This window comes from Enterobacter cloacae complex sp. FDA-CDC-AR_0132 (assembly GCF_003010695.1).
GTDB lineage: Bacteria > Pseudomonadota > Gammaproteobacteria > Enterobacterales > Enterobacteriaceae > Enterobacter > Enterobacter ludwigii.
In genome coordinates, this window is sequence record NZ_CP027618.1 from 1,951,708 (window position 1) to 1,972,708 (window position 21,001).

Annotated in this window: 20 protein-coding genes; 16 read left to right on the forward strand and 4 right to left on the reverse strand. The window is 54.9% G+C overall.

Going from position 1 to position 21,001, the window contains the following annotated elements; translation table 11 throughout:
• The first annotated feature begins 8 nt into the window (after positions 1–8).
• The 7 genes from alr (at position 9) to AM379_RS09485 (ending at position 5,797) form a co-directional block, all read left to right on the forward strand.
• A complete protein-coding gene (gene alr / locus AM379_RS09455; protein WP_014168212.1) occupies positions 9–1,088 on the forward strand; it encodes an alanine racemase in 1,080 nt (359 codons plus the stop codon).
• A 22-nt stretch (positions 1,089–1,110) separates the two neighbouring features.
• Positions 1,111–1,668: a nicotinamide riboside transporter PnuC gene (gene pnuC / locus AM379_RS09460; protein ID WP_106503635.1), complete on the forward strand. Its 558-nt coding sequence runs from the start codon at positions 1,111–1,113 to the stop codon at positions 1,666–1,668.
• Positions 1,665–2,675, forward strand: coding sequence for an AAA family ATPase (locus tag AM379_RS09465; RefSeq protein WP_106503636.1), 1,011 nt, complete (start codon positions 1,665–1,667; stop codon positions 2,673–2,675). The genes pnuC and AM379_RS09465 overlap by 4 nt, the downstream gene beginning before the upstream one ends.
• Positions 2,676–2,750: 75 nt before the next feature.
• Positions 2,751–3,944 (forward strand): aromatic amino acid transaminase, encoded by a 1,194-nt coding sequence (gene tyrB, locus AM379_RS09470; RefSeq protein WP_106503637.1) that lies wholly within the window; start codon positions 2,751–2,753, stop codon positions 3,942–3,944.
• 253 nt (positions 3,945–4,197) lie between these two features.
• A complete protein-coding gene (aphA, locus tag AM379_RS09475; RefSeq protein WP_106503638.1) occupies positions 4,198–4,911 on the forward strand; it encodes an acid phosphatase AphA in 714 nt (237 codons plus the stop codon).
• A 113-nt stretch (positions 4,912–5,024) separates the two neighbouring features.
• Positions 5,025–5,441 (forward strand): secondary thiamine-phosphate synthase enzyme YjbQ, encoded by a 417-nt coding sequence (locus AM379_RS09480; protein ID WP_014168218.1) that lies wholly within the window; start codon positions 5,025–5,027, stop codon positions 5,439–5,441.
• 2 nt (positions 5,442–5,443) lie between these two features.
• Entirely contained in the window at positions 5,444–5,797 is a 354-nt protein-coding gene (locus AM379_RS09485; protein ID WP_014168219.1) for an MmcQ/YjbR family DNA-binding protein, read from the forward strand.
• A 3-nt stretch (positions 5,798–5,800) separates the two neighbouring features.
• Here the strand turns inward: AM379_RS09485 and uvrA are convergent, their stop codons facing one another.
• Positions 5,801–8,623 (reverse strand): excinuclease ABC subunit UvrA, encoded by a 2,823-nt coding sequence (uvrA, locus tag AM379_RS09490; RefSeq protein ID WP_014168220.1) that lies wholly within the window; start codon positions 8,621–8,623, stop codon positions 5,801–5,803.
• A 251-nt stretch (positions 8,624–8,874) separates the two neighbouring features.
• On the opposite strand from uvrA, the gene ssb1 reads away from it, so the two are divergent.
• Positions 8,875–9,402, forward strand: a complete 528-nt coding sequence (ssb1, locus tag AM379_RS09500; RefSeq protein ID WP_020882840.1) for a single-stranded DNA-binding protein SSB1 — start codon at positions 8,875–8,877, stop codon at positions 9,400–9,402.
• 63 nt (positions 9,403–9,465) lie between these two features.
• Here ssb1 and AM379_RS09505 read toward each other — a convergent pair whose 3' ends face one another.
• Positions 9,466–9,747: a YjcB family protein gene (locus AM379_RS09505; RefSeq protein ID WP_020882839.1), complete on the reverse strand. Its 282-nt coding sequence runs from the start codon at positions 9,745–9,747 to the stop codon at positions 9,466–9,468.
• A gap of 489 nt (positions 9,748–10,236) precedes the next feature.
• Here AM379_RS09505 and AM379_RS09510 point away from each other — a divergent pair, with 489 nt between their 5' ends.
• Positions 10,237–11,637 carry a sensor domain-containing diguanylate cyclase gene (locus AM379_RS09510; protein WP_063215467.1) on the forward strand — a complete coding sequence of 467 codons (1,401 nt, stop codon included), beginning with the start codon at positions 10,237–10,239 and terminating at the stop codon, positions 11,635–11,637.
• Positions 11,638–11,976: 339 nt separating this feature from the next.
• Positions 11,977–13,542 carry an EAL domain-containing protein gene (locus tag AM379_RS09515; RefSeq protein WP_106503639.1) on the forward strand — a complete coding sequence of 522 codons (1,566 nt, stop codon included), beginning with the start codon at positions 11,977–11,979 and terminating at the stop codon, positions 13,540–13,542.
• 6 nt (positions 13,543–13,548) lie between these two features.
• Here the strand turns inward: AM379_RS09515 and soxS are convergent, their stop codons facing one another.
• Entirely contained in the window at positions 13,549–13,875 is a 327-nt protein-coding gene (soxS, locus tag AM379_RS09520; protein WP_013095071.1) for a superoxide response transcriptional regulator SoxS, read from the reverse strand.
• A gap of 98 nt (positions 13,876–13,973) precedes the next feature.
• Between soxS and soxR the strand changes: the two genes are divergently transcribed.
• From soxR to AM379_RS09540, 4 genes are all read left to right on the forward strand, one after another.
• Positions 13,974–14,432 carry a redox-sensitive transcriptional activator SoxR gene (gene soxR, locus AM379_RS09525; RefSeq protein WP_014168225.1) on the forward strand — a complete coding sequence of 153 codons (459 nt, stop codon included), beginning with the start codon at positions 13,974–13,976 and terminating at the stop codon, positions 14,430–14,432.
• Positions 14,433–14,734: 302 nt separating this feature from the next.
• Positions 14,735–15,406: a glutathione S-transferase family protein gene (locus tag AM379_RS09530; RefSeq protein ID WP_020882836.1), complete on the forward strand. Its 672-nt coding sequence runs from the start codon at positions 14,735–14,737 to the stop codon at positions 15,404–15,406.
• A 296-nt stretch (positions 15,407–15,702) separates the two neighbouring features.
• Positions 15,703–17,052 (forward strand): guanine/hypoxanthine transporter GhxP, encoded by a 1,350-nt coding sequence (ghxP, locus tag AM379_RS09535; RefSeq protein ID WP_020882835.1) that lies wholly within the window; start codon positions 15,703–15,705, stop codon positions 17,050–17,052.
• A 152-nt stretch (positions 17,053–17,204) separates the two neighbouring features.
• Positions 17,205–18,851, forward strand: coding sequence for a Na+/H+ antiporter (locus AM379_RS09540; RefSeq protein WP_014168228.1), 1,647 nt, complete (start codon positions 17,205–17,207; stop codon positions 18,849–18,851).
• A 48-nt stretch (positions 18,852–18,899) separates the two neighbouring features.
• On the opposite strand, the gene AM379_RS09545 is transcribed toward AM379_RS09540, so the two are convergent.
• The gene (locus AM379_RS09545; protein ID WP_025206385.1) at positions 18,900–19,781 is read right to left on the reverse strand and encodes a LysR family transcriptional regulator; all 882 of its coding nucleotides are present in this window, start codon (positions 19,779–19,781) and stop codon (positions 18,900–18,902) included.
• 102 nt (positions 19,782–19,883) lie between these two features.
• Between AM379_RS09545 and AM379_RS09550 the strand changes: the two genes are divergently transcribed.
• Positions 19,884–20,294 (forward strand): CidA/LrgA family protein, encoded by a 411-nt coding sequence (locus AM379_RS09550; RefSeq protein WP_032679393.1) that lies wholly within the window; start codon positions 19,884–19,886, stop codon positions 20,292–20,294.
• The gene (locus AM379_RS09555) at positions 20,287–20,976 is read left to right on the forward strand and encodes an LrgB family protein (RefSeq protein WP_023310063.1); all 690 of its coding nucleotides are present in this window, start codon (positions 20,287–20,289) and stop codon (positions 20,974–20,976) included. Before AM379_RS09550 ends, AM379_RS09555 begins: the two co-directional genes overlap by 8 nt.
• Positions 20,977–21,001: the final 25 nt, after the last annotated feature.

The window sequence follows — 21,001 nt, forward strand, 5'->3', positions numbered from 1 at the left end:
GAATTCAAATGCAAGCGGCAACTGTAGTCATTAACCGCCGCGCTCTGCGACACAACCTGCAACGTCTGCGTGAACTGGCTCCCGCCAGTAAACTCGTTGCAGTCGTGAAAGCGAACGCTTACGGACACGGTCTTATTGAGACCGCGCGAACGCTCCCCGATGCCGACGCCTTTGGCGTCGCCCGTCTTGAAGAAGCCATCCGCCTGCGCGCGGGCGGGATCACTCAACCGATTTTGCTGCTGGAAGGTTTTTTTGAAGCGGCAGATCTGCCGACCATTGCTGACCAGCATCTGCACACCGCGGTACATAACGAAGAACAACTCGCGGCGCTGGAAACCGCCGAGCTGAGTGAGCCGGTCACCGTCTGGATGAAGCTCGATACCGGCATGCACCGTCTGGGCGTGCGTCCGGAAAAGGCGGACGCGTTTTATCAGCGTCTGTGTCAGTGCAAAAACGTCCGTCAGCCGGTGAATATCGTGAGCCACTTTGCCCGTGCCGATGAGCCCGAGTGTGGCGCGACCGAACAGCAGCTGGATATTTTTAATACTTTCTGCGAAGGCAAGCCAGGAATGCGCTCCATTGCCGCGTCTGGCGGTATTTTGCTGTGGCCGCAGTCGCACTTCGACTGGGCGCGTCCAGGCATTATTCTTTACGGCGTCTCTCCGCTGGAGAACAGACCCTGGGGGCCGGATTTTGGTTTCCAGCCGGTAATGTCCCTTGTGTCTAACCTGATTGCCGTGCGCGATCACAAAGCGGGTGAGCCCGTGGGCTACGGCGGAACGTGGACCAGCGAGCGCGACACACGCCTTGGCGTGGTGGCGATGGGCTATGGCGACGGTTATCCCCGCGCCGCGCCGTCTGGCACGCCGGTACTGGTCAATGGCCGTGAAGCGAACATCGTGGGCCGCGTGGCGATGGACATGATCTGTATTGACCTCGGGCCAGATGCACAGGACAAACCGGGTGATGACGTGGTGATGTGGGGTGAGGGTTTACCTGTTGAACGCATCGCTGAAATCACAAAAGTGAGTGCTTACGAACTTATCACGCGCCTGACATCAAGGGTTGCGATGAAGTACATCGATTAACAGACCTTTCCAGGGAGGGGTAATGTCACCATCCGAAATGGCCGCTTGTCTGGCTTATGCCCTCTCGGTCTGGCTGGCTGCCAGAAACAGTATTCACACGTGGTGGATAGGCATCATCGGCAGTGGGCTTTATGGCTGGGTCTTTTATTCGGTTCAGCTTTACGCTGACGTTACCCTGCAGCTCTTTTTCATCATCACCAGCATCACCGGCTGGGTGCACTGGCTCAAAGGTCATCGCGGGGAGGTATTGCCCGTTCGGCGTACCCCGCCCAGACATTTCTTCATCCTGCTCGCCTGCGCCCTGCTGGTGGCCGCGGGTTATGGCCTGATCTTGCATCGCTACACTAACGCCTGGGCCCCCTGGGTGGACTCCGTTATTTTGACATTCAGCGTGCTTGCACAGTTTATGTTAATGGGGCGACGCCTGGAGAACTGGTACGTCTGGCTGGCTGTAAACACGCTGGCGGTACCGTTATATGCGATGAGAGATCTGCATTTGACCGCGGGTTTATATCTGGTGTTTTGGTTTAATGCCTGGCACGGTTTATATCAGTGGCGTAAGGAGATTAGCGCCCAGTGAAGCCTTATTGCGACGGTCTGGTTGTGGGCAAATTCGCGCCATTACACGTGGGGCATGAAGCGCTGATAAATGCTGCGCTGGCCCAGTGTGAGACGGTCTATATCATCAGTTATTCGCGTCCGGAAATCCCGGGTTATGACCCCGACAAGCGCCTTCACTGGTTAAGCGTGCGCTTCCCGCAATGTCATCACCTTGTGCTGACGCCGGAGGTCATCGCGACCCATGCGCTTGAACCACTGCCGCATAATGATGCGGATGCCGATCTTCACCGGCATTACGTGGCAACGCTGTGTGAAAAAATACTTCACTGCCAGCCACAGGCCGTATTTACCGCCGAAGACTACGGCGACGGCTTTGCGGCGGTGTTAAGCCAGCGTTTTGGCAAGCAGGTTACGCATGTCCGCCTCCAGCGTCCGAAGGGGCCTGAGGCGCCCTCGGGAACCCTGATACGTTCCGATGTCCATCGCTACCGCACGATGATGTCCCCGGAGGTCTACCGTAGCTTTGTCTTTCGGATTTGTTTATTAGGGGGCGAATCGACAGGAAAAAGCACGCTTTCCCGCGCACTGGCGACGACGCTCAACGCCCCATTTGTCGCCGAGTTTGGCCGAGAATACTGGGAAGAGAAGAACGGCGTGCTGGGATGCGACGATCTGCTGCATATTGCCCGCGAGCAGGTGCGTCGTGAAGCGATGGCCAGCACGGCTCCCTTCCTGGTTTGCGATACCTCGCCCTTAACCACGCTGTTTTATATGCTCGACCAGTTTGGCAGCGCGCCACGCGAGCTAGAGGAATTAGCCGGGCGCGCATATTCTCTGGTGGTGCTCTGTGGCGATGAGTTTCCTTTTGTTCAGGATGGTACCCGTCAGGGGGCTGCATTCCGCCAGCGACAACAGGCATGGTACATCCGCGCGTTAACAGACAGAAATATCCCCTATCTGCCTGTTTCTGGTTCGCTTGCTGAACGCATTGAACAGATTCGACGACATCTGCAGGAACGGATCTGATATCGCTCTCGATCTTCTGTCATATCCGGTTTATTGTTGAAATCCCTGCCTCATCGAATTCCGGAGAATCATCGCGTGTTTCAGAAAGTTGACGCCTATGCCGGCGACCCCATTCTCTCCTTAATGGAGCGTTTCAAAGAAGATCCTCGCAGCGACAAAGTTAACCTCAGTATTGGTTTGTATTACAACGAGGAGGGCATTATTCCTCAGCTGCAAGCCGTGGCAGAAGCGGAAGCGCGTCTTAACGCCGTCCCGCACGGAGCCTCGCTCTATCTGCCAATGGAAGGGTTAAACAGCTACCGCAACACCATTGCGCCGCTGCTGTTTGGTGCCGATCACGCCGTGCTGACACAAAAACGGGTGGCGACCATCCAGACGCTGGGTGGCTCGGGCGCATTAAAAGTTGGCGCTGACTTTCTGAAAAAATACTTCCCGGATTCTGGCGTGTGGGTCAGTGACCCGACGTGGGAAAACCACGTGGCGATTTTTGAGGGCGCAGGCTTTACGGTGCAGACCTATCCGTGGTTTGACAGCGAAACCAACGGCGTGCGCGTTGACGCGCTGCTGGAAAAACTGAATACGCTGCCGGAGCGCAGTATTGTTCTGCTGCATCCGTGCTGCCATAACCCGACCGGTGCAGACCTGACTAATGCCCAGTGGGATGCGGTAATCGACGTGCTGAAGACGCGTAACCTGATCCCCTTCCTCGACATCGCCTATCAGGGCTTTGGCGCGGGCATGGAAGAAGATGCCTACGCTATCCGCGCCGTTGCCAGCGCCGGACTGCCTGCGCTGGTCAGCAACTCGTTCTCAAAAATCTTCTCCCTGTACGGTGAGCGCGTCGGCGGCCTGTCAGTGGTCTGTGAGGACCCTGAAGCGGCCGGGCGTGTGCTCGGACAGCTGAAGGCGACCGTGCGCCGCATTTACTCCAGCCCGCCAAACTTTGGTGCGCAGGTAGTCGCCACGGTGCTGGGTGACGATCGGCTGAAAGCGTCGTGGCTCGCCGAAGTAGAATCTATGCGCAAGCGCATCCTGACGATGCGTCAGGAGCTGGTCGACGTGCTGAAAGAGGCCGTCCCAGGGCATAATTTTGACTATCTGCTTAAGCAGCGTGGGATGTTCAGCTACACCGGCCTCAGCGCGGCTCAGGTCGATCGCCTGCGTGAAGAGTTCGGCGTCTACCTGATTTCCAGCGGCCGTATGTGCGTGGCGGGGCTTAATGCCAGCAACGTTCATCGTGTTGCGCAGGCGTTTGCTGCAGTAATGTAAGCACTCACTATCATCCCTCTCTCCCTGCGGGAGAGGGCCGAGTGAGAGCATCAGGACGCACAAAAATCTTGCCCGGTGGCGCTGCGTCTACCGGGCCTTCAGACCTCATCCGCGCTTTGTGATCTTCTTCTTTTTATTCAGCTTCATAAGTAAAAACTCCTTCCCTTCATCTCCCCCCGGGGTTATGGTCGGATAGTTTTTTGACCATTCACTCAAAATAAAACGATAACAAACTGAATATTCAGGGGAAAACATGCGCAAGATCACACTGGCGCTCAGCGCCGCCTGCTTATTGTTCTCGCTAAATAGTGCCGTCGTGGCGCGCGCTTCCGCACCGACGCCACTTTACACCGGCACAACAGCCGCCATGCTTGCCGAGCAGGCACCTGTTCACTGGGTATCCGTAGCCCAAATCGAAAATAGCCTGTTGGGGCGCCCGCCAATGGCTGTAGGCTTTGATATCGACGATACGGTCCTGTTTTCCAGCCCGGGATTCTGGCGGGGCAAAAAAAACTACTCACCGGACAGCGAAGCGTATCTGAAGAACCCCGAGTTCTGGGAAAAGATGAATAACGGCTGGGACGAGTTCAGCATTCCTAAAGAGGTGGCGCGCGCGCTTATCGCCATGCACGTTAAACGCGGTGACAGCATTTACTTTGTGACCGGACGCAGCCAGACCAAAACCGAAACCGTCTCTAAAACGCTGCAGGATGATTTTCAGATCCCGGCTTCCAGCATGAATCCGGTTATTTTTGCCGGCGACAAACCCGGCCAAAACACCAAAACCCAATGGCTGGAACAGAAGAACATCAAAGTCTTCTATGGCGATTCAGATAACGATATCACCGCCGCGCATGACGTCGGAGCCAGAGGGATCAGGGTGTTACGCGCCTCAAACTCTACGTATCGACCGTTGCCCATGGCCGGAAAGTTTGGCGAAGAAGTGATTGTTAATTCTGAGTATTAACCGCCGGGCGGCGAGGCTGCCTCTTTTTTAATCAAATCTCGTCGCTGTGGGTTTTACCTTTCGCTTTCTTGCTGCACACTTAGAAAGATTCATCTTTCATAACGGAGCAGCACATGTGGTATCAACAGACCCTGACCTTAAGCGCGAAACCTCGTGGATTTCATCTGGTGACTGATGAAGTCATTGGGCAAATTCGCGACCTCTCTCGCATCAGGACGGGGTTACTGCATCTGCTGCTTCAGCACACGTCAGCCTCTCTCACGCTTAATGAAAATTGCGATCCCACCGTCCGGTCTGACATGGAGCAGCATTTTCTCAAAACCGTTCCGGACAACGCCCCTTATGAACATGACTATGAGGGAGCAGATGACATGCCGTCGCATATCAAATCCTCTCTGCTGGGCGTATCGCTGATGCTGCCGGTGCACAATGGTCGGTTACTGCTGGGAACGTGGCAAGGGATCTGGCTGGGAGAACATCGTATTCACGGTGGTTCGCGTAAAATTATCGCAACGCTACAAGGGGAATAAAGATGACAATTTCGGAGCTACTTCAGTACTGCATGAGTAAACCTGGCGCGGAGCAAAGCGTTCACAGCGACTGGAAAGCCACGCAGATTAAAGTGGGGGATATTCTGTTTGCGATGGTGAAAGAGGTTGAGGGTCGCCCGGCGGCGTCGCTGAAAACCAGCCCGGAACTGGCGGAGCTGTTACGCCAGCAGCACCATGACGTCCGGCCAAGCAAGCATCTCAACAAAGCGCACTGGAGCACCGTTTATCTCGACGGTTCACTGCCGGGTTCGCAAATTTATTATCTGGTGGACGCGTCTTATCAGCAGGCGGTAGAGCTGCTGCCGGAAGCGACCCGACAGCAACTCTCCGTGTGACAATTACAGCAACGGTTTGAGGAAGCGCGCGGTGTGCGAGGCTTCGCACTCTGCAACGGTCTCTGGCGTACCGGAGACGAGGATTTCACCGCCGCCGCTGCCGCCTTCCGGGCCGAGATCGACAATCCAGTCCGCGGTTTTAATCACGTCCAGGTTGTGTTCAATGACCACAATCGTGTTGCCCTGATCGCGAAGCTGATGCAGAACATCAAGCAGCTGCTGGATATCGGCAAAGTGCAGACCGGTGGTCGGCTCATCGAGAATGTACAGCGTCTGGCCGGTACCGCGTTTGGAGAGCTCACGCGCCAGCTTCACGCGCTGTGCTTCACCGCCAGACAGCGTGGTGGCAGACTGCCCCAGACGAATATAGGTCAGGCCCACATCCATCAGCGTCTGCAGCTTACGCGCCAGCGCAGGGACCGCGTCAAAGAACTCACGCGCCTCTTCGATGGTCATATCCAGCACTTCGTGGATGGTTTTGCCTTTGTACTTAATTTCCAGCGTTTCGCGGTTATAGCGTTTGCCTTTGCACTGGTCGCACGGCACGTAGATATCCGGCAGGAAGTGCATCTCAACCTTGATAACCCCGTCGCCCTGGCACGCCTCACAGCGTCCGCCGCGCACGTTAAAGCTGAAACGTCCTGGCGTATACCCGCGTGAACGCGCTTCCGGCACACCTGCAAACAGTTCACGTACGGGTGTGAACACGCCCGTATAGGTGGCAGGGTTGGAACGCGGAGTCCGCCCGATTGGACTCTGATCGATATCGATCACTTTATCGAAATGCTCCAGCCCCTGGATGTCACGGTACGGCGCCGGTTCGGCCAGCGTCGCGCCGTTCAGCTGCGTCTGCGCAATCGGGAACAGCGTATCGTTGATCAGCGTCGACTTACCGGAACCGGATACGCCGGTGATACAGGTAAACAGCCCAACCGGCAGCGTCAGCGTCACATCTTTCAGGTTGTTGCCGCGGGCGCCGGTCAGCTTCAGCACTTTTTCCGGGTTCGCCGGTACACGCTGTTTCGGCACTTCAATCTTGCGCTTGCCGCTCATGTACTGGCCGGTCAATGACTCCGGCACCGCCATAATATCTTTCAGCGTTCCTTCCGCGACCACCTGGCCGCCGTGTACGCCAGCGCCCGGGCCGATATCGATAACGTGGTCAGCGGCGCGGATCGCGTCTTCATCGTGCTCAACCACAATCACCGTGTTACCGAGATTACGCAGGTGGACAAGCGTGCCGAGCAGACGCTCGTTGTCACGCTGGTGCAGGCCGATTGAGGGTTCATCCAGCACATACATCACGCCGACCAGGCCTGCGCCAATCTGGCTCGCGAGGCGGATACGCTGAGCTTCGCCACCGGAGAGGGTCTCTGCGGAGCGGGAAAGCGTCAGGTAATTCAGGCCGACGTTCACCAGGAACTTCAGACGATCGCCGATCTCTTTCAACACTTTTTCCGCGATTTTCGCGCGCTGGCCGGAGAGCTTCAGGTTGTTGAAGAAGTCCATCGCGTGACCGATGCTCATGTCTGAGATGGTCGGCAGCGCCGTGTTTTCAACAAACACATGGCGAGCTTCACGGCGCAGACGCGTACCTTCACAGGTCGCACAGGAACGGTTGCTGATAAACTTCGCCAGCTCCTCGCGAACCGCGCTGGATTCGGTCTCTTTGTAGCGGCGCTCCATATTGTGCAGCACCCCTTCAAACGGGTGACGGCGCACGGAGGTATCACCGCGATCGTTCATGTACTTGAACTCGATGTTCTCTTTGCCGGAACCGAACAGCACCACTTTGTGCACGTTCGGGTTCAGGCTGGCCCACGGGGCTTCGACGTCGAATTTGTAGTGCTCTGCCAGCGACTTCAGCATCTGGAAATAGTAGAAGTTGCGGCGATCCCATCCGCGGATCGCACCGCCAGCCAGCGACAGCTCCGGATTTTGGATCACGCGGTCCGGGTCAAAATATTGCTGTACGCCCAGTCCGTCACACGTCGGACAGGCGCCCGCCGGGTTGTTGAACGAGAACAGACGCGGCTCCAGCTCGCGCATGCTGTAACCACAAATCGGACAGGCAAAGTTGGCGGAGAAGAGCAGCTCTTCCGCTTTCGGGTTGTCCATATCGGAGACCACGGCCGTACCGCCAGAGAGTTCCAGCGCGGTTTCGAAGGATTCGGCCAGGCGGGTCGCCAGATCGTCACGGACTTTGAAACGGTCAATCACCACTTCGATGGTGTGCTTCTTCTGCAGCTCCAGCTTAGGCGGATCCGACAGGTCACACACTTCGCCGTCGATACGGGCGCGGATATAGCCCTGGCTTGCCAGGTTCTCCAGCGTTTTGGTGTGCTCGCCCTTACGCTCTTTAATGATGGGCGCCAGCAGCATCAGGCGTTTACCTTCCGGCTGCGACAGCACGTTATCCACCATCTGGCTTACGGTCTGCGCGGCCAGCGGGACGTCGTGATCCGGGCAGCGCGGCTCACCCACGCGTGCATACAGCAGACGCAGGTAGTCATGAATTTCGGTAATCGTACCAACCGTTGAACGCGGGTTATGCGAGGTGGATTTCTGCTCAATGGAGATAGCAGGTGATAACCCTTCAATATGGTCTACATCCGGTTTTTCCATCAGTGACAGGAACTGACGTGCGTATGCAGAGAGTGACTCCACGTAACGACGCTGTCCTTCGGCATATAAAGTGTCGAAAGCCAGTGAGGATTTGCCAGACCCCGAAAGCCCGGTCACGACGATAAGTTTGTCGCGAGGGATTATGAGGTTGATATTCTTGAGATTGTGGGTGCGGGCGCCCCGAACTTCGATCTTATCCATTCACCTTTCCCGGTTGGAACACGGATTGCCTGGTTTGTTTGAAGGACAAACGGCTGTCAGAAACGGCTAATTATGACACAAAATGACCTGTTTGAATATACAGTATTGGAATGCATTTTCTGATTCACTGTGTAACAATGTCGAGTTCGCGAGAGATTTCGGAACCGACTACGCAACTATGCAAATTGCAGCGTGGAAATGGTACACTCGCGCGTTTACACTATTAAGAAACGTATTCAGGAGACACGAACATGGCCAGCAGAGGCGTAAACAAGGTGATTCTCGTCGGTAATCTGGGCCAGGACCCGGAAGTACGCTACATGCCGAGTGGTGGCGCAGTTGCCAACATTACGCTGGCTACTTCCGAATCCTGGCGTGATAAAGCGACCGGTGAGATGAAAGAGCAGACCGAATGGCACCGCGTTGTGCTGTTTGGCAAACTGGCGGAAGTGGCTGGTGAGTATCTGCGTAAAGGTTCTCAGGTTTATATTGAAGGCCAGCTGCGTACCCGCAAATGGACCGATCAAGCCGGCGCTGAGAAGTACACCACGGAGGTTGTGGTCAACGTGGGTGGCACCATGCAGATGCTCGGTGGCCGTCAGGGCGGTGGCGCACCAGCAGGTGGCGGTCAGCAGCAGCAGGGCGGTTGGGGTCAGCCTCAGCAGCCACAGGGCGGCAACCAGTTCAGCGGTGGCGCGCAGTCTCGCCCACAGCAGCAGTCCGCGCCAGCACCGTCTAACGAACCCCCAATGGACTTCGACGACGATATTCCGTTCTGATATCCGACTGTTTAAAACAAAAAACCCAGACCTCGGTCTGGGTTTTTTTCTTCATCTCAGGGATCAGGTAATCACCATCGGCCAGTCTGGCGGGGTATGGCTCATGGCTTCCACCATGACGACTTTAATATTTTCCCAGACGGCAGCGAGATCCAGTAGGGTGATGCCAAGCAGGCCCGTTGCGAACCAGCATGCCGCACCCAACCCCAACAGGGTGCTGATGACAGCAAGGCCAGCATAGTCAGATTTACGAAACTGAATGTTTAGCGTGCTGGCCAGGAACATCAGCACCGCACTTAACAAAGGCCAGCGCAGGAGAACCATGCTGGTAGTAATGGTTGCCATAAAACCCATCCTCAACAAAACAGACGAACTGAATGAAACAGTGTTTCTCGTTACAAAATATGTGTGAACTATATCACATTTGTTGATTTATTCGCCAGCCTCAGAAGGGTGAAAAAAGCAGGAATTATCACAGCCAGGCGTCGCACGAGGATTGAGGGGAAAATATATCTTTGCACGCTAATGACCCCCTTTTATCGCTTCCAGGTAATAAATTCATTGAGATAACAAATCCTCTGCAAATTGAGGTGTGCTGTAGAACGTTTACAGCAACAACCCTTTGGATTATGCTTGAGTGGATAAATAAATTTACTCGCATTCTATAATTCAGGTTTTTGAATTTTATTGGTTTTTTTCTCTTTGTACGTTTTTAATTACACACAACGTCTCGCACTCCAGCTGTGCTGATATTCAGCATCCTGCTCTGGCTCGCCGATTTTTGAATCTGAAGAAAGTTGCGTCCGGTTTAACGCTTAATAATCTGCGAAAAAAATGAAAGAAAAACGACGTGAGATTGTTAATGACAGCCTGCAGGCGTTGCATGCGCTGGCAGATCTGATGCCCCAGCTTCACGCCCATTGTTCGCTGGGCGAGATGCTTGAGACGATCAACCGGGCCTTCGGGGCAAGCCTGGCCTGGATTAGCGTTGATACTGACGGGCTGCAGCGCGTGGTCTGTGCCGGTGAAGTGACCTGTCACTCATTTGAGGTGGCCGATTTTCTTGCCGGTACCCTGCTGGAGAAGCATCACCGTGCGTGGCGGGTCGTCTACTGGAAAGAGAATATCGGCCGCGCATTATTCTCCGCTCATCATCCTGGTTATTCGCAATTGCAAAGCGGGGTGTTATGCAAGCTTTCAACCCATAACGGACAAGGCAGCGGCTATTTCTTTCTGGCGTTTGCTGAGCCGTTATATTCTCTGGCCATCCTGAAAAGTATTGTTGCGGTGCTGGTCGAAAAATTAAAAGACTATTTTTCAGAAATTATCGTTCGTGAAAAAACAGCGCAGGAAATGCAGCGTGTGGTGACCCAATATAAAACCCTGTTTGAACGAGCGCCTGTTTTAATGAACTCATTCGATAAATTTAACCGCTGCGTGCTGTGGAATGCTGAGTGTGAAAAAGTATTTGGCTGGACAATGGCGGAGATCAGCGCCCATGCCGATCCGCTCTCACTGTTTTACCCCGACCCGGAAGAGCGGCGACGGGTCAGGGAGTCGGTAAATGTCTCGCCGCTAAAGGATATGTACGAGTGGCATCCACTGCGCAAAGACGGTACGCCGTTGACGGTTTTGTGGTCAAATATTCTGCTGCCGGACAGCTCAGTCCTGAATATCGGGCTTGATATTACCGAGCGTAAAAAAGCCGAACAGCAGCTGGAAGTGAAAGCCACCACGGACGATCTTACCGGGTGTTTTAACCGTTCAACCATTTTACAGCAGCTGGAATCCGCGCTGGCGGCAAATGCCAGGCAGGATGCTGACAGCCATTTTTGCGTGCTCATGTTTGACCTGGATTTTTTCAAACAGATCAACGATCGGTGGGGGCATCAGGTGGGCGATCGGGCGCTTATCCACTTTTGCCAGGCTATCCGTGAGTTAAGCCCCGAGAACGCTGCGCTTGGCCGTGTGGGCGGCGAGGAGTTTTTACTCCTGCTGGCACGAACCGACGGCAACGCGGGCGCCCTTTTTTCGGCGAGGCTACGTACTGCCCTCAAAACCAACCCGCTCGTGGTGGGAGAGAAAAAGCTGGTGCTGTCATTCAGCGCCGGGGCGGTGGAGGTCTGCCAGGGCCAACGCGATACTTCAGGATTACTGATGCGTGCCGATAAAGCATTATATGACGCCAAGCGTACGGGTCGGGGGAAAACGGTGGTGGCTGCTGATTATTTATAAATCAAAAAACAAAATACGCGCGAGTAAATAGCATAAAATGTCATGTTGCCGTTGTTGTTTTTTCACACTGCCAGAAGTTTGGCTTAATCAACGATCCTCTGTTGTGTTATCTTAAAACCTCCCATACCCGCTGGATAATTATTTTCCTTAATTGAAACGGAACGAATACTTACAGTTTAGCTTACGGGAAAATATTATCGTCATAACGAAAATTAAGATTTTTAATACTAAAAGTCAGTTGCTAACTTCGCATGATTCATGCAACGTAATCACCTGTTAAACAAAGCATCCGGCCTTCATTACTACAGGCGTACAACATGCAGGGATATAGGGCGGGAAATGAATCGTAGCGCGCGGCGCAAGATGCTCAGGGTGGTAGGGATCATCATGGTAGTTATGCTGCCGGTGATGCTTGCGCTATGGTTTGCCCAGATAAGAGCCGTGTCGGAAACAAGCGCCCAGCTAAGTACCTTTGCTGAACTGGCGTTAGACAAAACAGAACTGGTAATTCAACAGGTTGATCTGGCCCGCGACGAGGCTGAAAAATATCAGGGTGAACGTTGTACACCAGAACATCGCCAATATATGTTGAACGTTGTTCGCGGTCGTCTGTTTGTTGCGGATTTAATTTATGCTGAAGGTCAGAATTTTCTTTGTTCGACCGTTTTTACACCCGCCAATCCTTATCTGATATCCACTGCTAATTACACACGTAAACCTGACGTTGCTATCTATTATTATCGCGATACGCCATTTTTCACTGGCTATAAAATGACATATATGCAGCGCGGAAATTATGTTGTGGTGGTCAATCCGCTTTCCTACAGCGAAGTAATGTCGACAGATCATTCCCTTTCGTGGGGGGTATACGACACGGTAACGAATGCATTCTTTTCCGTCAGTCAGCGCGCGAATGTTTCTTTATTAAGTTCGATGATTCGGGATAAGGAATCGGTATTTCAAAAAGATAACCGTTTTTATACGGTCGTCAAATCCCCAAAACGGCCTATTGCCGCTATCGTGTCGACGTCGAATAAACGTTTTTATGAAATGCTTTATCACCAGGCGACGTTGACGCTACCGCTGGGGATGATCTGCAGCATAATTATTTTGCTGGTGTGGTCTCGCACCCATCGTGAACTCAATTCTCCCGGGCGGTTACTGCAGCGAGCGCTCAATAAACGTCAGCTTTGTGTCCACTATCAGCCGATTATTGATATCAAGAACAACCAGTGCGTGGGAGCCGAGGCGTTATTACGCTGGCCTGGCTTTAACGGGCCGGTCATGAGCCCGGCTGAATTTATTCCGCTGGCGGAAAAAGAGGGCATGAGCGAGCGAATTACGGATTATGTTGTCGAAGAGGTATTCAGCGATCTGGGCACATTCCTGGCAACGCATCCGCATCTCTATATTTCGATTAACCTGTCGGCCACGGATTTCCACTCTTCACGGCTGATCGCCATGATTTCGGACAAGGCCCGACACTACGCCGTGCGTGCGCAGCAAATTAAAATCGAAGTCACGGAGCGCGGTTTTATTGATGTCCCTAAAACCACTCCGGTTATTCAGGCGTTCCGTCAGGCGGGTTACGAAGTGGCGATTGATGATTTTGGAACGGGTTACTCTAACCTGCACAACCTTTATTCGCTGAATGTCGATATTCTGAAAATCGACAAATCCTTTATCGACACCCTAACAACCAACAGCACCAGCCACCTTATCGCCGAGCATATTATTGAGATGGCACAAAGCCTGCGGCTTAAAACCATTGCGGAAGGGGTGGAAACGGCAGAGCAGGTGAGCTGGTTGTTGAAGCGTGGCGTTCAGTTCTGTCAGGGATGGCACTTCGCGAAAGCGATGCCGCCCCAGGAGTTTATGACCTGGCAGCAGCAACCTTTGCATTGAGAGCCATTAATTCAACTGGTGGCGATAGTCGCTCGGTGTGCGGTCAAACTCGCGGCGAAACACGCGGGAAAAGGTTTGTTGCGACACATATCCCAGATCCATCGCGATATCAAAAATGGGCCGCTGCGTTGAGCGTAAGGCCTGCGCCGCCAGCAGCAGTCTGCGCTGACGAATGTACTCACCCAGCGTCTGGTGCATAACGGTACGGAACATTCTCTGTAAATACCATTTCGAATAGCCGGATTTTTTAGCGACCACATCAATGTTCAACGGTTGGTCGATATGTTCATCAATCCATTCAATAAGTGTCTGAATAATTTGCTGATGCGACATAAGGTTGCCCCTCTGTAGATACAACTGCCCTGGTTGATTCGTCGTTTTCTCTGCGGGCGAGTATAATTCCTCAAGTTAACTTGAGGTAAAGAGGTTTTATGGAAAAGAGATTGCCGCGAATTAAAGCGTTGTTAACCCCCGGCGAAGTGGCGAAGCGAAGCGGCGTTGCGGTGTCGGCGCTCCACTTCTATGAAAGCAAAGGGTTAATTAAAAGCATCCGAAACGCCGGAAACCAGCGACGCTACACGCGTGATGTGCTCCGTTATGTCGCGATTATCAAAATTGCCCAACGAATCGGAATCCCCCTGGCCACCATCGGCGATGCGTTCGGCGTGCTGCCGGAAGGGCACTCTCTCAGCCCGAAAGAGTGGAAAGAGCTTTCCTCTCAGTGGCGTGAAGAGCTGGATCGACGCATTCACACGCTGGTAGCGCTGCGTGATGAACTGGACGGATGCATTGGCTGCGGCTGTTTGTCGCGCAGTGATTGTCCGTTGCGTAACCCGGGCGACAGGCTGGGTGAGCAGGGGACAGGGGCGCGGTTGCTGGAGGAAGACTGAGATGCGGCAGAAAACCGCACCTCATACCGCACCTCATAAAGAACTAAAGCGCCACAAAAGGGCGCTTTAGTTTTTCCCGGTCTTTGTCTTTCACTCTATCCCGCTGGTTCACGGGAGGGTTTCCCCCGACATCAGCACCCCTCATGTCGAGCGTGTTGGGGAGGTTCCGGATTGTGCTGACACTTTAATTCTATGCAAGACCCGTCTTTTCGCCAGTCGGTCAGGCCATTTTTTAGGCGAATTTTTTTCGCGGTGTTGTTCGATTTTCTATAGTTAAAAAGTATGAATAAAAGGAGAACACAATGCTCACGGTACACCACCTGAACCAGTCCCGCTCACACCGTGTGATCTGGGCGCTGGAAGAACTTTCCCTGCCCTATGAGATTGTTCGTTACCAGCGCGAAAAGAGCATGCTGGCGCCTGAGTCGCTCAAAAAAGTGCACCCGTTGGGCAAATCGCCGGTTATTGAAGATAACGGCCTGATCCTCGCCGAGTCGGGGGCCATCCTCGAATATCTTCAGGAAACCTACGATCCGGAGTCGCGGCTTAAGCCTCTGGATCCTGCGCATAAGGTGCAGTACCGCTTCTGGTTGCACTATGCCGAAGGTTCGCTAATGCCGCTGCTGTTGATGAAGCTGGTTTTCAGTAGCCTCGGTAAGCCGCCCGTGCCGTTTGGTATCCGCACGTTGGGTAAAGCGCTGGGGCAGGGAGTGCAAAAAGCGTATCTCAACCGCCAGCTTGAAACCCATGCACGCTTTATTGAGTCGCATCTTGCCCATAACAGCTGGTTTGCCGGCGATACGCTCAGCATGGCGGATATTCAGATGAGCTTCCCGATTTTTGCCCTGCTGGCGCGAGGTGGCATCGATAACCTCCCGCATACCCAGGCCTGGAAGAAAAAAGTGGAGAGCAGCCCTGGCTGGCAAAAAACGCTGGAGCAAGGTGGCCCGTTATCGATTCCGGGTGGGGAGTGAAATGTAAACAAATTGCGCACAGACGATAACGTTTGCGCATCCTCTGTTTATTTCTTCAGCGTCATAAGGGAATTTTAGCGAAAAACGATAAAGTTCAGTTGAAAAGGGCGGGGATTAGGCTAGATAATCGTTTGCCTTAATTTGACCACCCGTTTGTAAGCGCGGAGCTAAACGTTTGCTTTTTCTGTGACGCCCCTTTCGTCGCAAATGCAAAACACGGATTTGACGTTTAGCTGGCAGTGGCGTCTCCACCACGCTTACGGACTTTCTATAAAAACTCTCAGGGGATGTTTTCTATGTCTACGCCATCTGCGCGTACTGGCGGTTCGCTTGACGCCATTTTTAAAATTTCGGCTCGCGGCAGCACCGTGCGTCAGGAAATCGTTGCCGGTCTGACCACGTTTCTGGCGATGGTTTACTCCGTCATTGTCGTTCCGGGTATGCTGGGTAAAGCGGGCTTCCCGCCGGCGGCCGTCTTTGTTGCTACCTGTCTCGTGGCGGGCGTTGGCTCCATCGTGATGGGCCTGTGGGCGAACCTGCCGCTGGCGATCGGTTGTGCAATCTCGTTGACCGCCTTTACCGCTTTCAGCCTGGTTCTGGGTCAGCACATCAGCGTACCGGTTGCGCTCGGTGCCGTGTTCCTGATGGGGGTACTGTTTACCGTTATCTCCGCCACCGGCATCCGTAGCTGGATTTTGCGCAACCTGCCTCAGGGCGTGGCGCATGGCACCGGCATTGGTATCGGGCTGTTCCTGCTGCTGATTGCCGCAAACGGCGTCGGCCTGGTGATCAAGAACCCGCTGGACGGTCTGCCGGTGGCGTTGGGGCACTTCGCGAGCTTCCCGGTCATTATGTCCCTGATCGGTCTGGCGGTAATTATTGGTCTGGAAAAACTGAAAGTCCCGGGCGGCATTTTGCTGACCATTATCGGGGTGTCCATTGTTGGCCTGATTTTCGATCCTAACGTTCACTTCTCCGGGATTTTCGCCATGCCGTCGCTGAGCGATGACAAAGGCAACTCTCTGATTGGCAGTCTGGATATCATGGGGGCGTTGAACCCGGTGATCCTGCCAAGCGTGCTGGCGCTGGTGATGACCGCGGTATTTGATGCAACGGGTACCATCCGTGCCGTCGCGGGGCAGGCGAACCTGCTGGATAAAGACGGTCAGATTATCGATGGCGGCAAAGCGCTGACCACCGACTCCTTGAGCAGCGTCTTCTCGGGTCTGGTGGGCGCGGCTCCGGCTGCGGTGTATATCGAGTCCGCTGCGGGTACGGCGGCAGGCGGTAAAACTGGCCTGACGGCCATTACCGTTGGCGTGCTGTTCCTGCTTATCCTGTTCCTCTCTCCGCTCTCCTACCTGGTGCCGGCCTACGCGACCGCACCTGCGCTGATGTACGTTGGTCTGCTGATGCTGAGCAACGTGGCGAAAATCGATTTTGCTGATTTTGTGGATGCGATGTCAGGCCTCATCACGGCGGTGTTTATCGTGCTGACCTGTAATATCGTGACCGGCATCATGATCGGTTTTGCGTCGCTGGTGATTGGGCGTCTGGTCTCCGGCGAGTGGCGCAAGCTGAACATCGGCACCGTTGTGATTGCCGTCGCGCTGGTGGCGTTCTACGCGGGCGGCTGGGCAATCTAAGTTGTCCATTGATGCGAAAACGGGTGGCTCAGGCCGCCCGTTTTTATTTTCAGGACTCATCCCGTTGTCTTTTGCGTTACTCTGGGGAAGATAGAATAACAGGCACGACGCCTTAGGTTTGGCTTTTAAGAAACACAGCAAACAGGGAACGCATGGAAATCTTCTTCACAATACTCATCATGACTCTTGTGGTCTCGCTATCCGGGGTAGTCACACGCGTACTGCCCTTTCAGGTCCCCCTGCCATTAATGCAAATTGCCATCGGCGCGCTGCTGGCGTGGCCGACGTTTGGCCTGCACGTGGAGTTCGATCCCGAACTGTTCCTCGTGCTGTTTATTCCGCCGCTGCTGTTTGCCGATGGCTGGAAAACGCCCACGCGTGAATTCCTTGAGCACGGGCGAGAGATATTAGGTCTGGCGCTGGCGCTCGTGGTGGTCACGGTGGTCGGGATTGGCTTCCTGATCTACTGGGCGGTACCGGGCATTCCGTTAATTCCGGCCTTTGCGCTGGCCGCGGTGCTGTCACCAACCGATGCCGTGGCGTTGTCCGGCATTGTCGGTGAAGGCCGTATTCCGAAGAAAATCATGGGGATTTTACAGGGTGAGGCGCTGATGAATGACGCCTCTGGCCTGGTTGCCCTGAAATTTGCCGTGGCCGTCGCGATGGGCACGATGATCTTTACCGTAGGCGGCGCGACCCTGGAATTCTTCAAGGTGGCGATTGGCGGTATCCTGGCCGGGTTTGTGGTGAGCTGGCTGTATGGTCGTTCGCTGCGCTTCCTCAGCCGCTGGGGCGGCGATGAACCGGCGACACAGATTGTGCTGCTGTTCCTTCTGCCGTTTGCCTCTTACCTGATTGCCGAACATATCGGCGTGTCGGGCATTCTGGCGGCGGTGGCGGCGGGGATGACCATCACCCGCTCCGGCGTAATGCGCCGCGCGCCGCTGGCCATGCGCCTGCGTGCGAACAGCACCTGGGCGATGCTGGAATTTGTCTTTAACGGGATGGTGTTCCTGCTCCTGGGCCTGCAGTTGCCGGGCATCATGGAATCCTCGCTGGTGGCGGCCGAGGCCGACCCGAATGTCGAAACGTGGATGTTGTTCACCGATATCGTGCTGATCTACATGGCGCTGATGCTGGTGCGTTTCGGCTGGCTGTGGACGATGAAAAAATTCAGCATGCGCTTCCTGACGAAAAAACCGATGGAGTTCGGCTCGTGGACCACGCGGGAGCTGCTGATTGCTTCTTTTGCTGGCGTTCGCGGGGCGATTACGCTTGCCGGTGTGCTGTCCATTCCGCTGCTGCTGCCCACGGGCGATGTCTTCCCGGCGCGCTATGAACTGGTGTTCCTGGCGGCAGGGGTGATTCTGTTCTCACTGTTTGTCGGCGTGATAATGCTGCCTCTTCTGCTGCAGCATATTGAGACGGGTGACTCGACTCAGCAGCATAAAGAGGAGCGTATTGCCCGCGCGGCGACCGCCGAAGTGGCGATTGTGGCCATTCAGAAGATGGAAGAACGTCTTGCGGCGGACACGGAAGAGAACATCGACAACCAGCTGCTGACCGAAGTGAGCTCGCGCGTGATTGGTAACCTGCGTCGTCGTGCCGATGGCCGCAACGATGTGGAAAGTTCGCTGCAGGAGGAGAACCTGGAGCGCCGGTTCCGTCTGGCGGCGCTGCGCTCAGAGCGTGCCGAGCTGTACCACCTGCGCGCCACGCGGCAAATCAGCAATGAGACGCTGCAAAAACTGCTGCACGACCTGGATTTGCTGGAAGCCTTGCTGATAGAGAATCAGTAGTCCGTGCGGGCTGATGCCCTCACCCTGACCCTCTCCTCCCGGAGAGGGTCAGGGGACCCAAAACCCTTCACAGCATTTCAGCCACGCCTGCGCGCTATGCGATAAATAAACCCCTTCGCGCCAAATCATCCCTAACTGCCAGTGCAAATCGCTTTCCAGCGGGATCCAGCGCAGGGTGTTTTTATCGAGCCGTTCGCAAATCGGCTGCGGCAATATCGCAATGCCGACGCCAGCCTGCACCATCGCGGCCAGGAAATCCCACTGCCCGCTGCGCACCGCAATGCGCGGCTTCACGTTGTGTTGATTAAACAGCGCCATCAGCTGGCGGCTGAGGGCGAAATCTTCGTTGTAAATCAGCAGCGGGTGTTCACCGAGCCGTTCGGGTTTCACCGTGTCGACCTTCAGCCAGTCACCAGAGCGGGGCACCAGCACGCACAGCGGGTGGCTAAAGAGCGGCAGCGTCGCCAGACCGCTCTCTTCCTCCACAGGGAGGGCGGTCATGGCGACATCCAGCTCGCCGTTGGTGACCGCCTGTTGAACCGTTAAGCCGCCAAACTCGGAAATTTTCAGTTCAACGCCGGGATAACGCTGGCGAAACAGGCTGATGGGGCCGGCCATCATCATCCCAACCATCGGTGGGATGCCGAGGCGCAGCAGCCCTTTTGTCAGGTGATTGATATCGCCAAGCTCCGCTTCCAGCTGGCGGAACTCCGCCAGGATCGCCAGCCCGCGTTCAAAGACGACCCGCCCGGTATCGGTCAGCAGCAGCTTGCGTCCGTCGCGGATAAGCAGGGTGCAGTTCAGTTCATCTTCGAGGTTTTTCAGCATCTTGCTGATGGTGGGTTGGGTGACAAACAACTTCTCCGCTGCGCGGGTAAAACTTTGCTGACGAACCACTTCGACAAAATAGCGCAGCGTTCTTATGTCCATGATTATTCCTCGGAACTATACCTTTGATGATTTTAATTCATTTCAGTCCATTACGTGCGCTCACTATACTGGCGCCTCGTCTCATTTTTGAGGAAAACCCCCATGGCCGTGGCGTTAAGCCGTGTTACGCCTGCCGTTGTGCAACGACTTCAGGTACCGGTTCAGGTACTGCTTTATGCGGGACTGTTTGTTTTCGCGGAATATCTTGTCAACTGGTTGCATCTGCCGCTGCCTGCCAACCTGGTCGGAATGGTACTGATGCTGACGCTTATCCTCTGCCGCGTTATCCCCCTCAACTGGGTACGCGCCGGCGCGCGCTGGCTGCTGGCGGAGATGCTGCTGTTCTTTGTGCCTGCCGTGGTCGCGGTGGTGAACTATGCGCAACTGCTGAGGGTAGATGGCTGGCGTATCTTCGCGGTCATTGCGCTGAGCACGCTGATGGTGCTGGGGGCCACCGCCTGGGTGGTTGATAAAGTGTATCGGTTTGAAATCAGCAGGCAAAAGCATGACTAACTTCCAGATAAGCGTGTTGTGCCTGATTGCCACTCTGGCGATCTACTTTGCCAATAAACGGCTGTATCGCCGTTTTCACGCGCTGCCGCTGATGCCGCTGGTCTTCACGCCGATCCTGCTGGTCCTGATGCTGGTCTTCGGGCATATCTCCTGGCAGAACTACATTGGGGAATCCCACTGGCTGCTGTGGCTACTGGGGCCTGCGACCATTGCCTTTGCGGTACCGGTGTATGACAACCTGGCGATCATCAAACGCCACTGGATGTCGCTCAGCGCTGGCGTGATCACGGCCACGGTGGTGGCGGTCTGCAGTTCCGTCTGGCTGGCCCGGCTGTTTACGCTGCCCGATGAAATTCAGCGCAGCCTGGCCGTCCGTTCGGTCACCACCCCGTTTGCGCTGGCCGCGGCCAAGCCGCTCGGCGGACAGCCGGATCTGGTCGCGCTATTTGTGGTCGTGACGGGCGTCTTCGGGATGGCGGTTGGCGACATGCTTTTTTTGCGGCTGTCGATCCGTGAAGGAATGGCGAAAGGGGCGGGATTTGGCGCGGCATCGCACGGTGCGGGAACGGCACGTTCGTATGAACTCGGGCAGCAGGAAGGGGTGGTGGCAAGCCTGGTGATGATGCTCTCGGGCGTGGTGATGGTATTGATTGCACCGCTGGTGGCGTGGGTGATGTTCTGATTTCCCCGGCCGGAAAGGCCGGGGA

Coding starts and splice junctions, on each gene's coding strand:
- soxS (WP_013095071.1), bottom strand. CDS start 13,875: ATGTCGCATCAGCAAATTATTCAGACACTTATTGAATGGATTGATGAA.
- AM379_RS09485 (WP_014168219.1), top strand. CDS start 5,444: ATGACAATTTCGGAGCTACTTCAGTACTGCATGAGTAAACCTGGCGCG.
- AM379_RS09510 (WP_063215467.1), top strand. CDS start 10,237: ATGAAAGAAAAACGACGTGAGATTGTTAATGACAGCCTGCAGGCGTTG.
- AM379_RS09555 (WP_023310063.1), top strand. CDS start 20,287: ATGACTAACTTCCAGATAAGCGTGTTGTGCCTGATTGCCACTCTGGCG.
- pnuC (WP_106503635.1), top strand. CDS start 1,111: ATGTCACCATCCGAAATGGCCGCTTGTCTGGCTTATGCCCTCTCGGTC.
- AM379_RS09515 (WP_106503639.1), top strand. CDS start 11,977: ATGAATCGTAGCGCGCGGCGCAAGATGCTCAGGGTGGTAGGGATCATC.
- AM379_RS09505 (WP_020882839.1), bottom strand. CDS start 9,747: ATGGCAACCATTACTACCAGCATGGTTCTCCTGCGCTGGCCTTTGTTA.
- AM379_RS09550 (WP_032679393.1), top strand. CDS start 19,884: ATGGCCGTGGCGTTAAGCCGTGTTACGCCTGCCGTTGTGCAACGACTT.
- ghxP (WP_020882835.1), top strand. CDS start 15,703: ATGTCTACGCCATCTGCGCGTACTGGCGGTTCGCTTGACGCCATTTTT.
- AM379_RS09530 (WP_020882836.1), top strand. CDS start 14,735: ATGCTCACGGTACACCACCTGAACCAGTCCCGCTCACACCGTGTGATC.
- soxR (WP_014168225.1), top strand. CDS start 13,974: ATGGAAAAGAGATTGCCGCGAATTAAAGCGTTGTTAACCCCCGGCGAA.
- AM379_RS09540 (WP_014168228.1), top strand. CDS start 17,205: ATGGAAATCTTCTTCACAATACTCATCATGACTCTTGTGGTCTCGCTA.
- AM379_RS09545 (WP_025206385.1), bottom strand. CDS start 19,781: ATGGACATAAGAACGCTGCGCTATTTTGTCGAAGTGGTTCGTCAGCAA.
- alr (WP_014168212.1), top strand. CDS start 9: ATGCAAGCGGCAACTGTAGTCATTAACCGCCGCGCTCTGCGACACAAC.
- aphA (WP_106503638.1), top strand. CDS start 4,198: ATGCGCAAGATCACACTGGCGCTCAGCGCCGCCTGCTTATTGTTCTCG.
- uvrA (WP_014168220.1), bottom strand. CDS start 8,623: ATGGATAAGATCGAAGTTCGGGGCGCCCGCACCCACAATCTCAAGAAT.
- ssb1 (WP_020882840.1), top strand. CDS start 8,875: ATGGCCAGCAGAGGCGTAAACAAGGTGATTCTCGTCGGTAATCTGGGC.
- AM379_RS09480 (WP_014168218.1), top strand. CDS start 5,025: ATGTGGTATCAACAGACCCTGACCTTAAGCGCGAAACCTCGTGGATTT.